Raw genomic sequence first — 12,451 nt, forward strand, 5'->3', positions numbered from 1 at the left:
GATGCGCCGGCCGGGTTGTCGCAGCTGGTCATTGGTGGGCAGGACTGCGGCGCCGCATTGGTTGACGACCCAAGGGTTCCCCTGGTCAGCGCCACCGGCAGCACGCGCATGGGCAAGGCGGTCGCCGAGCGATGCGCCAGGCGGCTGGCGCGGACGCTTTTCGAACTGGGCGGCAACAACGCCATGATCGTGGCGCCCAGCGCGGATCTCGAATTGTCGACCCGGGCCATTGTGTTCTCGGCGGTCGGCACGGCGGGCCAGCGCTGCACTTCGTTGCGCCGGCTGTTCGTGCACGAGGATGTCGCCGACAGGCTTCTGCCGAGACTGAAGGCGGTGTACGCATCGCTGCCCGTCGGCAATCCGCTGGAAGATGGCACGCTGGTCGGACCGCTGATCGATGATGCCGCATTGCAGGGCATGCGGGCGGCGCTGGAGCAGGCGCGTGCCGAAGGCGGCAGGGTGCATGGCGGTGAACCGGTGCTGGTAGGGAAGGGCGGCTGTTACGCCCGTCCGGCGCTGGTTGAGATGCCGTCGCAGACGGCCATCATGCATCACGAAACCTTCGCACCGATTCTCTATGTGGTCCGCTATCGGACGCTGGATGAGGCAATCGCGATGAATAACGCCGTGTCGCAGGGTTTGTCGTCAAGCATTTTCACCACCGATGTGCGGGAAGCGGAACGTTTCATGTCCGCAAGCGGCAGCGATTGCGGAATCGCCAACGTCAACATCGGGCCCAGTGGCGCGGAGATCGGCGGCGCGTTCGGCGGGGAAAAGGACTCGGGCGGAGGGCGGGAATCGGGTTCGGATGCATGGAAGTCCTATATGCGCCGTGCTACCAATACCGTCAACTACAGCGACGCCTTGCCGCTCGCGCAGGGTATTCGTTTCGACATCTAGTGGGCGCCAGAGCTTGCTGAATAAGCCAGCGTTTCAAACGCGGCCTAGTACCCGGTCATCGATTGCAGCCGTAGTTCGATGCGTGCGTACTCCGCGGCGATGGCCTGCAAGAGTTGGCCGGCCTCGCCATCCCGGCCGGCCTTCGCGCAGACTTCGAGCTGCTTGCACATGGCAGACAGCTGCATCGCGCCGATTGATGCGCTGCTGCCGCACAGCAGGTGGGCTATCCGGGCAAGCTGCCGGCTGTCGCCCTCGGCGGCGGCTTTCGTCAGTATCGCTATCCGTTTCGATCCGTCCCTGCGGTAGAGCATGGCCAATTCGTTGAAATCGTTGCCGAAGACTGCCTGCACCGCTTCCAGCTCATCGCCGGAAACGGGGGTGTACGCGTCGGCAGCGGCGTAGGCGGCACGCGATTCTTGCACTTGATGCAACAGCGGGGCATCCGGACGCAGCCACCGGCTCAGAATGGTCTTCAACGGGGCTTGCCGGATCGGCTTGGGCAGGAAGTCATCCATGCCGGCTACCGCGCAGGCACGGCGGGTTTCGTCCGTCAGCGAGGCGGTCAGCGCGACGATGGGCGTGCGTCGCGAGGCTGATTCCCGGGCCCGGATCCGTACCGTGGCTTCATAGCCGTCCATCTGCGGCATTCGGCAATCCATGAACAGCAAATCGCAAGGCAAGGCGGCATGCACGCGTACCGCTTCCCTCCCGTTGTCCGCCACTTCGACCCGGCAGCCGAAGCCCTCCAGCATGCGGACCGCGAGTTGCTGATTTACCAGGTTGTCGTCTGCTACCAGGATGCGGTATCCGGCAAAAATCGGCTCCCGCCGGGCGGCTCGTTCGTGGAAATCCATTGGGGTCGTCAGTATTCGGTGCGCTCAGCGTATTGTGCATCAAAGGCCGCTGTTCGCTCATCCATCCTGTTGCCATGCCTTCCATAAGTCGGAAATGACCCGGATTTCCCCTTCTGTTCGTATTCTGGGCGCTGCAACCGGCACCGATAATGTCAAGTACGAAACTCCGGCACGCAGGCTGCACCAGCCATCAGCCGGATTTGCATATCCGCAGGAGTCCATATGGAAACGAGACAGTCGATGTCCGAAAACGATAAAGCACAGGCCGTTGCCCCCGTACGGGATGAGGGCAGCCACCTTGCCGCGCCCGCCAGATCACCCCAGGCAGGCATCGACCTCAAGGCCATCCGCGAAGCCATTGCCCGCGTCGAGTCCGAGGCGAAAGCGACCGTGGCCGCGGAAAACCGGGCGCACGCCGAAGCCCGCGCCCGTGCGCTGGCCGAGGAGCGCGCCCGCACCGAAGCGGCCGCTGCGGCGGAAGCCCACAGGAATGCCAAGGCAGATGAGGAAGCACTCGCTGCCGCCAGGACCAGGCTGGAAGCCGAGCGGGATGCGCGTGCCGCCAGTGAAGCGCGGGCAGCCGCGGTGAACAAGGAAATCGCGGAACTTCGGGCCCGTGCCGAAGCCGATGCCCAGGCAAGGGAGGCGGCCGAACACCGGGCGCAGGCGGAACAGGAGGCACGTCGCCGCGCCGCCGAACAAATCGCCGTCGAGACGGAAATCGCTTCGCGCGCCACCACGGTGGCGGAAGAGATGGCGCGCGAATCCGAACTTGCGCGCTGGCAGGCTGCCCAGCGGATCGCCGCCTCGCAGGCTGCGATTCATGAAGCCGAGGCACGTGCCCGTATCGACGCCCGCATGGCCGAACTCGCCCGGGAACGCGAGCGCGTCGAGAAGGAATCCCGGCAGACCGGCGAAATGCTGGTGCAGGCCCGCAGCGAAGCGATCGAGATCGCGCGCGAACGGGAACAGGCGGAAGCGCTCGCACTGCGGTCGATCCTGGAGCGTGCGCCGGCCGAGGTGCAGGCGCGTGAAGAAGCACGGGCGCTTGCAGCGGCGGAACAGGAACATGAAACGGTCGCCCGGGCGCGTGCCGAATCCGATCGTATGGCAGCCGAGGCGCTGCAGCGACGCCTGCAGGCGGAACTGGAGCTGCGCGAGGCGGCGGAGCGGCGTGAACGAGTGGAAGCGCTCGCCGCCGTCGCGGCGCAGGCAAGGCGCGATGCCGAGGAGCGTATCCGCGCCGCGACCGAAGCGCGGATAGAAACCGAAAAGCAATTGCAGGCCGCGGCATTGTCGCGCGTGAAGGCGGAGCATGATGCCGATGTGGAGTCGCGCGCGCGCCTGCTCTCCGAAAACCGGGCAATCGAGGAAGCGCGGCAGCGCGTCGAGACCGAGCAGCAGGCGGCCGCCGCGGCGCAGGCCCGCATTGCCGATGAGGAGCGTGCCCGGCATCTTGCGGAGCAGCGCCGGGAACACGAAGAGATCGCCGCCGGCATGGCGGCGCGCAAGGCACAAGCCGAAGAGAAGGCACATGCGCTGGCCGAGGAGCATGCACACGCGCAGCGCGTGGCGGCGGAAGCGGCGGTGCTGAAAGCGCAACAGGCTGACGAACTGACCCGCGCCGAACGCGACCGCGCCGAGGCGGAACGCCAGGCTGTCATTGCCCTGCAGGACAAGGTGCGTGCGGAGGAAGCCGCCCAGGCAGCGGCGCAGGCCCGTACCATCGCAGAACGCGAACATGCCGCATTGCTGCGCATGGAGGAAGCCGCGCATGAAGCCGCACGCGCGGCGAAGGAAGACGAGGCTGCCGCCGCGAAGCTCACGCTGGCCAAGGCGATCGAGCAGGCAGACATGACGCGCAAGACCGCCGAAGCCGCCGTCCTCAAGGCACGCAAGGCGGTGGAAATGGCCAGCCTGCAGCGCCAGCGTGCGATGGATGAGCAGGCGGCGCTGGACGCGATCCAGCAAACCGTCGAACTGGAACAGCAGCGGGTGGACATGGCGCGCCAGGCGCTGGAGGCCGCGCAGGAAAAGGCGGCGGCGGAACAAGCCGCCTGTACCGAAATCGCGGCCCGTATGGAAGCCGACCGCGCCCACGCGGAAACGATGCGCGAGCGGGAGCGAAGCGAGCGCGAACTCCGCCAGGCAGCGGAAGCGGAAGCGGCAGCGGCGCGTCACATCATTCTGCAAAATCAGGCAGTGGCCGATATGCAGCACAAGGCGGCGCAGGCAGCCATGGAAAAATCCCGCGAGCTGGCTGCAGCGGCAAGTGCCGAACGTGAGCGTGCCGACGCCGAACAGCAGGCCGTCCAGGCGCTCCAGGAAAAGCTGCAGGCCGAGCAGGCAGCACGCGACGAAGCCCTGGCGCGTGCCCGGGCCGACAGCGAGCAGGCTGCCGCCGAGCGTGAACGCGAGGGCATCGAACAGCAGGCACGCATCGCCACCGAGGCCAGACTGGCGGCCGAAAAGCAGCATATGGATCAGCTTGCCCGGACTGCGGCGCTTGAAGGCATGGCAGCCGAGGCGGCACAGGCGAAGGCGCAGGAAGCCGCGGAACTGGCAACCACCCTCGAGCAGCGCACGGAAGCCGAACAGCAGGCGCGCATCGCCATCGGGAAGAAACTCGCCGCTGAACAGGCTGCGCGGGATTATGCGCAAGCGCGCGCCAGGGCGGAAGCCGAGCATGCGCAATCGACGCGGGTCCGCGAGGAACAGGAAAAAGCCGCATTGGACGCTGCCGAAACGGAGCGTGCATCCGCGCAGCGCCAGATGGAGCAGGCATCCCGGCAGGCGGAAGCCGCTCGCCAGGCCGCCGCCGCGGCAGAGGCGCGGGCAATGAAAGCTGCCGAACTCGCACGGCTCGAACAGGAGCGCGCCGACGCCGAACAGCAGGCACTGGACGCGGTCCAGGCCAGATTGCAGGCGGAGCAGTCTGCCTGCGCCGATGCGAAAGCACGCAGCCAGGCGGAGCAGGAGCACGCCCAGGTGCAGCAGTCGCGGGCGCAGGCGGAACAGGACGCCCGTCGCTTCACCGATACCTTGCTGGCAGCGGAAAAGCAGCAGATGCAAAAAGCGGCGGAACAAGCCGAACTGGAGCGCAAGGCCGCAAGCATTGCACTGCGCAAGGTGCGCGATGCAATGGAATTGGCGCGCAAGGAACAGGAGCGCATCGCGGCCGAAAAACAGGCCGCCGAGGCGATCGGGGAAAAGCTGGCGGCTGAACAGGCTGCGCTGGCCCACGCCGAGGCCCGCGCACAAGCCGAGCAGCAACATGCGGAAGCAATGCGCCAAAAAGAAGTGGCGGAGCGCACGGCGCGGGAAGCCGCCGCAGCCGCCAGTGCAGCGGAACACCAGCTCCTGGAAAAAGCCGCCGAGCAGGCAGCCTTGCAAAGCAGCCATGCCCGCATGGTGGAAGAAAAGGCGCGCAATGCGGCCGAGCTCGCAGATGCCGAACGCCGGCGCGCCGACGCGGAGAAACAGGCTGCGCTGGCGCTGGCGGGCAAGCTGGCCGCGGAAAAAGCGGCGATGCTTCACGCCGAGGCCAGGGCCACCGCTGAAACCCGTCATGCGAATGCGATGCAGGCCCGGGAGCGGCAGGAGCGTGCCGCGCGCGAAGCGATCGAAGCGGCCGGCGCGGCGGAACAGCTGTCGTTTCAGAAAGCTGCCGAGCAGGCGGCACTGCAGCGCGCCGTCGCCGATACCGCGGTTGCCAAGGCGCGTGAAGCCGCGCGGCTCGCCCATGCAGAACAGCAGCGTGCTCTTGCCGGGCAGCTCGCGTTCGAAGCGCTGCAGCAGAAGCATCATGTGGAATGTGAGCGCCTGGCGGCAGAGCAGCGTGCGATGGCTGCCGCACAGGAAAAGCTGTTGGCCGAACAGGCGGCCTGCAAGTGCGCGGAAGAACGTGCACGCATTGAATCGGAGCAGGCTGCGGCCGCATCCGCCCGCCACGAAGCCGAGCGTCTAGCCCGTGACGCCAGCGAGGCCAGCCGTTTGGCGGAGGAGCAACTGCGCGAGAAAGCGGCCGAGCGGGCGCAACTGCAACGCGAGGCCGCCGATGCCGCCGCTGCCCGCGCCCGCGAGGCGATCGAACTTGCACGCGTGGAGAGCGCCCGCGCCAGTGCCGAACAGCAGGCGCTGGTTGCCCTGCAGGAGAAAACGCAAGCCGAACACGCTGCGCGCATCGAAGCGGAGCAGCGTGCCGAGACCGATCGCGACGCTGCGCAGATGGCGCTGCAGCGCCGTCAGGCCGATGCACAGGCGCGTAGTGCAGGAGAAGCACGCGCTGCGGCGGAACGCCGCGCAGCCGAGGCCGCGCGCAAGCAGGCAAGCGAATATGCGGTGGTCACGGCCAATGCCAAGGCGCTGGAAGCCAGGCTGAGGCAGGAACAGGAAGCGGCAAGGCTGACAGCGAGGGAGCTGATGACCCGGATGCGCGAACAGCGCAAGGATCTGCAGGAATGGCGTGACCGTGCCGCCGCGGTGCTGGCCGACGCACCCGATTCAATTCCCAAGCCGGTCGGCGGATTCAAACGGGCCGTGCTGCTGCGAAGCGCCGCGGCAATCGCTGGCATTACGGTCGTTACCTTGCTGTTGAATACGCAAGGCACGGGAGTGGTTCCGGCACATGCATCCGTTCAGCCTGTGCCGGCACAGCCGCCACTGGTGCAGCCCGCAGCGGTGCAGCCCGCTGCCATGGCCTTGACCGCCGCCGATGCGGACAACAGCGCAGCGCGGCTCGCCCAGTTGCAAATGTCGTATCGCATGACCGCGGCATCCAGTGCGAATGAGGATGAGTCGAACTGACACTGCTCTAATTTATGGCTGCCGGCCTGCCGTTGCGGGAATGGTAAGCGGCGTCGATGAAATGGCGTATTTAGGCCAGTGCGGTTAGAATGCACTGGTTTAAAACCAGGCTTCAAGGTACCCGCGGTGCGGTGGTAGCGTCGCCTTGCGACGTACCGGCGGATCAGGCAAGAGCCACTCCTGGAACGCACGGCGCACAAGATTTATATTCAAACCATTCTCTTTGTCGCCCACTCATCGAGAGGAAATTCATGAACCCGTTCTCACACCCCCCGAGATATGCGTCGCTTTATCCGGCATTCAAGCGGACACTTGCGCTGTCGTTGATTGCTGCCGCACTATCCGGGACGGCGCTGGCCGATGACAGCGCAGATGTCGGAAGATTGATGCGTTCCGGGCAGTTCACGGAGGCGATGAGCAAAGTTGAGGCTTCTCTTGCCAAGAATCCGCGGGATGCGCAGATGCGGTTCATGAAAGGTGTGATCCTGACCGAGCAGAACAAGTCGGCCGAGGCAATCACGGTATTCACGAAGCTGACCGAAGATTTCCCGGCGCTGCCGGAACCCTACAACAACCTCGCCGTGCTGTATGCCGCCAATGGCCAGTACGACAAGGCACGTGCTGCGCTCGATGCGGCGATCCGTACCAACCCGTCGTATGCAACGGCCTATGAAAATCTCGGCGACGTGCATGCCAAACTGGCCAGCCAGGCCTATGACAAGGCATTCCAGCTCGACTCCGCCAACAGCACAGCCAAATCCAAACTGACCCTCGTTCGCACCCTCGTTGCCGGTGGAAATGGCGCTGTATCCACCGCCACCACGGGCAGTGCCGCTAAACCAGCCGCTCCGGCAACTTCCGTCCCGCCGGTCGCGGCGGCACAGAAGCCTGCCGCCGAGCCGCCGAAAGTCGCGATGGTTACCCCGCAGGCAGCGGTGCCAGCCAAGCCGGAAATCAAAATAGAGCCGAAGCCCAAGGCGGACGCGGAAAAACCGGTTGCCAAGGCGGCCGCCGGCGCCGGTGAAAAGGATGATGTAATGGATACGGTGACCGAATGGGCGCGTGCATGGAGCGAACAGGATATGAAAAAATATCTTGGCGCTTACAGCGGTGACTTCCAGACGCCGGGCGGTCAGCCCCGCAAGAGCTGGGAAGATGAACGTCGTGCCCGAATTGTCGGAAAGAATCGCATCAATGTCCGCATCGAGACGCCGCAAGTTAACGTAAATGGAAACACTGCCACGGTAAAATTCCGTCAAATTTATCAATCCGACCGGCTGACCGCCAATACCCGCAAGACCCTGGTACTGACCAAGCAGGCCGGAAGATGGCAGATCAAACAGGAGCAGACTGGTAGCTGATGTTTCGCTTTTGTACACCCAAGCGCCCGGCAGGATCTCCCCCCGGGCGCATTATTCTTTCAGGACTCTGCTGGCTGCTCGCCGGCGGCGGCCTTGTCGCGTCACCTGTCCTTCTGACAAAACCCGCCGCAGCGCAGTCGAGGCCGCAAGCCGATCAGATCAAGCCCGATCCGGAATTCATGCTGATCGAGGTTTACAAGGAACTGTCCGCCAACCGCCTGCGCCATGCACAGGCCAAAGCGGATGCGCTTGTGGAGGCTTATCCGAATTTCCGGCTTGGCCATCTCGTGCGAGGCGATCTCCTTCTCATGCATACCCGGCCGGTCACCACGCTCGGCGCGGTCGCCGGCGCCCCTGAGGACAAGCTCAAGAGCCTGCGTGACGAAGCGATGGTGCGGCTGAAGTGGCTGCGCGAACGCCCGAATCCTGACCTGATGCCGCGTCCGATATTGCAGATGCGCGACGATCAAAAGCATGTGCTGCTCGTCGATGCGAAGCGCTCGAGGTTATATGTCTACGAGAATCGCGGCGGCCGGCCGAAGTATGTCACCGACTACTACATCAGCCAGGGCAAGTTCGGGGTCAACAAGCTGAAGGAAGGCGATCAGAAAACCCCGGTGGGCGTGTACTACATCACCGGCAGGCTGTCGGCTGCGCGGCTTCCTGATTTCTACGGTTCGGGCGCATTGCCGATCAATTACCCCAATGAATGGGACCGGCTCAACGGCCGGAGCGGCTCCGGCATCTGGCTCCACGGTACGCCATCCGACAGTTTCAGCCGTCCGCCACTTTCCTCGGACGGTTGCGTGGTGCTCACCAACCCGGATCTGCACAAACTGTCCGCCTCGGTCGAAATCGGGAAGACCCCGGTGGTCATCGCCGAAAGCGTTGAATTTGTCAGCCAGGCGAAGTGGGAGAGCTACCGAAATACTGCGGCCAGGCTGGTGGAGGACTGGCGACGGGATGTGGAAAGCCTGAATCCGAACCGCCTCTTCGCCAATTATTCGCGGCAATTCAAGTCGGACCAGGGCGAGGACTTCAATGAATGGTGGGCGAAATATCAGAAGTTTCCAGTGAACGCAAAGAAGCTTTCACTGAAATTGCGCGATATGACCTACTTTTTCTACCCCGACCGTGACGACCTGATCGTCAGTACGTTCACCCAGGATGCCTTCAACGGGAAAAGCCGGAGCACCGTGCGCAAGCGGCAGTATTGGGCGAAGGAAGGCGCGCAATGGAAGATCGTCTATGAACTCAATCTCTGATTGGAAGCGATCGGAGTTTGTCCCAAAACAAAACAAGGAGGCTGCTGCGGCGGCCTTTTTTGTTGTCCAACGTTCCCGTCCGGGTGATGAAGCAGCCACCACACATCCGGTTACAAAATGCGCCGGTCAAAGTGCAGGGCGGCGATTGCTGGTCTGATCGGCATCAAGTGCCGCGCCGCGCCAATTCCTACAATCGAAGCATTCAGATGCGCTGAGTCATTGTCAGGGCATGCCACACCCCTGTCTGGTCCTGCGGAACTTAGCCGGGCCGACAACGTCATTTATAAGAAGCCAATGTACGCGGCATGCCCTTGACAGCAGGCAATGCGGGTAATTTCCCGTCGTATGGACGTTGCTGTCAGCATCCACACCGGCTCGCTACATACATGAATCGCCGGAATACTTTCGAAGGCAGGCAAGTTTGACTAACCCAACCATCCCGCCGCAGCGTCCCGGATTCGAACCCCGATACCAAGACAGGGATAAAGGGAGTTCGGGACCAGGACAGCCGTTTGCGGACCAGCAAGCTGCACCGGGCCCGTCCGTCCGCAAGGAGCCAGGTTTCAAGGAACCGGGCGGTCAGCCGCACGCCTCCGGTGTTGATGCCTCGATGTTTTCACATCCTGCCTACACCTACAACCGGAACGATGTGCATGGTTATGCCGGGGTCGCCTATCAGAATGTTCAGCAGCCCAAGCGACGGTGGACTCGTGTTGTGCTCATGCCGACGATCTTCGTGGTGGGCGCCTTCGTCGGCCTGAGCGCCAACTGGTGGATGAAGAAACCAGCCGGCGAACCGGCGCGCAGCAGCCCAGCCGCGGTTGTCAGTATTCCGATGGAGAAGGACGAGCCTAACTTGCCCGCCACTGCGGGCACGCGCAAGGGGATTAGCGCCAGTGAATTACCCTATGACGGAAATCCTCCGCCGATGAAGGACGATGGAGCGGTTGCCGCCGCTGCGGCGACGGACGCCGTCATCCCGTCGAGCGGCGCATCGGGCGCTGCCACCGGCGAAAGTGCCGCCGGCAGCGAAACGGACGACGGCAGGACAAAAACGGCGGAAGTCGAGGAGCGTGCCCCGCCCCCGCCGGTCGCCGGCGTAACCGCCAGACAACCTGCCGCCCAGGTTCGTGAAGCGGATCAGAAGGCTGCCGCAATCGAAGCGGACATACCGCAAAAAGCAGTCGCGCCGAAAAGCGCCGCCAGGGAACCGGAGGTCGCGCTGGCCCGCGAGGCGGACCGCAAGGCAGCATCTATCGAAGACGATACGCCGCAAAAAGCGGCAGCGTCCAGACGTATCGCCAAGGATCCCGAAATCGACCGCATCCGTCGCCAGGCTGCGCTGGATCGGGCTGATGCGGTACAGGCCGAAAAGAACCGGGAAATTGAGCGGATACGACAGCAGGCGGCTGAAGAGTTAAAAAAAAAGAATGAAAATCAGCGGGCAGCGGACGAAGCGCGCACCAGAGCGACGAATCGTCCAAACGTGACCTCCGCGTCGGAAAAACGCCAGTCCCCTGTTGCGGGAGCAAGCAAACGAGCACTCCTGGCCCAATGCGAGCGTCGCTCGAATTTCATCCTGAGAGAGCACTGCAAGTGGGAAATATGTGACGGCAGCTGGGGTAAAAATGGCTGCCCGTCCTATGAAAAGCAGGCAAGCGCATTTTGAGCGCCTGCTGACGCGGCACATTCGCGATCACGACATCTTCAGGACCGAACCCCTTACAACGTTGGGTCCAAAATTCCGAAGCCAGTAAACGATGCAATAAAACCACATCCCTGGTGTGGCTTTCGCTTCCCTGCTCAGAGTAATTCCTTTCGGCAAGCTTTTTGCTTTTCAGATTCGATACAATCTCGACACTGTGCACTGTGCACTGTGCACTGTGCACTGTGCACTGTGCACTGTGCACTGTTCGATCGTTGTTTTCGGGATTTGTTGTTAAAGAATAAAGGCAGAAGACTGTTTCCGATTTTATTGCAGCCGGGTTACATTATCCGTCTGCTTTCCTCAGATAAACGTTTCTGCGCTTTTGGAAACGCGCAATACGCATAGTTAAGTTTCTTGTCCGCAGTCTTCTGGAATATGCCGATGATCAATATCACCGTTGTCTCGTATAACAATGAATCCGTGTCCCACCCGGCATCAATCACCTTCGGCCCGGAAGGCAAAACCCTGGGACGAGGCAAGGACAACCATCTGGTGCTGGAAGATCCGAAAAACCTGGTGTCCCGGATTCATGCGCGGGTTAAAAGTGACGGATTCCGTCACAGCATCGTCAACATGAGTCAGCACAACCCGATTCTTGTCAATAATTGCGAAATTGAGCCGGACCGCGAATACGATCTGCATATCGGCGATGAAATCCGGATTGGACTCTACGTACTCCGGGCGGAGGCGCAGCGGCATGCAGGGCCTTCGCTGGCCGTCTCCAACGGCATGCCGGTAAACAGTGTCGCCGAACCAGCCCTTGCGATGGAAGCATCCGCCGTCATCGGCAACGAAGCCAAGGCTGCGCTGGAAGCCATCCGCAATGCGAGCATTGCCAGCAGCGCTCCCATGCACCAGTCACGCAGCGCCATGCCGGAGGCGCCCGAGGCGGCGCCGGTCAGTGAAAGCAATCAGGTGTTGCTCGACGCATTCCTGAAAGGCGCCGGGATTCCTTCCGTAACCGTCGCCCAGGGATTGACGCCGGAAATGATGGAAACGCTGGGCAAGCTGCTCGCAATTTCCATCAAGGGCACGATGGACCTCAATGCACAACGCGCGTTCGTCAAGCGCGAAGTCAATGCCGACGTCACGATGGTCGTCGTACGCAACAACAACCCGCTCAAGTTCCTGTCCGACAGCGAGACTGTGCTTACGCAAATGTTCCGCAAGAAGATGCCCGGTTTCATGAGCCCGGCCGAAGCCCTGCAGGACATCTATGACGACCTGCGCGCCCACCAGGCAGGCATCATGGCCGGGATGCGTGCCGCGATCAATAATGCGCTGAAGCGTTACGACCCGGAAGCACTCGAGCAGGCCGTCACGAACCGGTCGGTCATCGACGCGCTGATGCCGACACGGCGCAAGGCGAAGTTGTGGGACACCTTCATCAAGTCCTTCAAAAAGCTGCATGTGAAAACCCAGGAAGATTTTCATGCAATCTTTGGCAAGCCTTTCCTGAAGGCCTACGAAGAGGAAGTGGAGCGCCATGAGAATCAGCGAAAACATGTCTGAGACGATTCCCGAGACATCCGGGATGTCCGGTAAGCGGTCGTTCAT

At 62.7% G+C, this 12,451-nt stretch carries 7 protein-coding genes; 6 read left to right on the forward strand and 1 reads right to left on the reverse strand.

What is annotated here, in order from left to right:
* Nucleotides 1-900 (forward strand): aldehyde dehydrogenase family protein (locus V7080_RS16585; protein ID WP_334189501.1); only part of this gene is annotated, 900 nt, incomplete at its 5' end.
* 44 nt (nucleotides 901-944) lie between these two features.
* Here the strand turns inward: V7080_RS16585 and V7080_RS16590 are convergent.
* On the reverse strand, nucleotides 945-1,754 hold the full coding sequence (locus V7080_RS16590) for a response regulator (protein ID WP_334189502.1): 810 nt from the start codon (nucleotides 1,752-1,754) through the stop codon (nucleotides 945-947).
* Nucleotides 1,755-1,976: 222 nt separating this feature from the next.
* Between V7080_RS16590 and V7080_RS16595 the strand changes: the two genes are divergently transcribed.
* The 5 genes from V7080_RS16595 (at nucleotide 1,977) to tagH (ending at nucleotide 12,406) form a co-directional block, all read left to right on the forward strand.
* Nucleotides 1,977-6,560 carry a hypothetical protein gene (locus V7080_RS16595; protein ID WP_334189503.1) on the forward strand — a complete coding sequence of 1,528 codons (4,584 nt, stop codon included), beginning with the start codon at nucleotides 1,977-1,979 and terminating at the stop codon, nucleotides 6,558-6,560.
* A gap of 251 nt (nucleotides 6,561-6,811) precedes the next feature.
* Entirely contained in the window at nucleotides 6,812-7,921 is a 1,110-nt protein-coding gene (locus V7080_RS16600) for a tetratricopeptide repeat protein (protein WP_334189504.1), read from the forward strand.
* Nucleotides 7,921-9,186 carry a L,D-transpeptidase family protein gene (locus V7080_RS16605; RefSeq protein WP_334189505.1) on the forward strand — a complete coding sequence of 422 codons (1,266 nt, stop codon included), beginning with the start codon at nucleotides 7,921-7,923 and terminating at the stop codon, nucleotides 9,184-9,186. The genes V7080_RS16600 and V7080_RS16605 overlap by 1 nt, the downstream gene beginning before the upstream one ends.
* A gap of 610 nt (nucleotides 9,187-9,796) precedes the next feature.
* Complete coding sequence (locus V7080_RS16610; protein WP_334189506.1) at nucleotides 9,797-10,855, forward strand: hypothetical protein; 1,059 nt, start codon at nucleotides 9,797-9,799, stop codon at nucleotides 10,853-10,855.
* A gap of 420 nt (nucleotides 10,856-11,275) precedes the next feature.
* Nucleotides 11,276-12,406 (forward strand): type VI secretion system-associated FHA domain protein TagH, encoded by a 1,131-nt coding sequence (gene tagH, locus V7080_RS16615; protein WP_334189507.1) that lies wholly within the window; start codon nucleotides 11,276-11,278, stop codon nucleotides 12,404-12,406.
* Nucleotides 12,407-12,451: the final 45 nt, after the last annotated feature.

The organism is Noviherbaspirillum sp., from assembly GCF_036846085.1.
Classification (GTDB): Bacteria; Pseudomonadota; Gammaproteobacteria; order Burkholderiales; family Burkholderiaceae_D; genus Noviherbaspirillum.

Bases quoted from the DNA above. Each gene is read 5' to 3' on its own strand.
- V7080_RS16600 (WP_334189504.1), top strand. From the start codon at position 6,812: ATGAACCCGTTCTCACACCCCCCGAGATATGCGTCGCTTTATCCGGCA.
- V7080_RS16605 (WP_334189505.1), top strand. From the start codon at position 7,921: ATGTTTCGCTTTTGTACACCCAAGCGCCCGGCAGGATCTCCCCCCGGG.
- tagH (WP_334189507.1), top strand. From the start codon at position 11,276: ATGATCAATATCACCGTTGTCTCGTATAACAATGAATCCGTGTCCCAC.
- V7080_RS16590 (WP_334189502.1), bottom strand. From the start codon at position 1,754: ATGGATTTCCACGAACGAGCCGCCCGGCGGGAGCCGATTTTTGCCGGA.
- V7080_RS16610 (WP_334189506.1), top strand. From the start codon at position 9,797: ATGTTTTCACATCCTGCCTACACCTACAACCGGAACGATGTGCATGGT.
- V7080_RS16595 (WP_334189503.1), top strand. From the start codon at position 1,977: ATGGAAACGAGACAGTCGATGTCCGAAAACGATAAAGCACAGGCCGTT.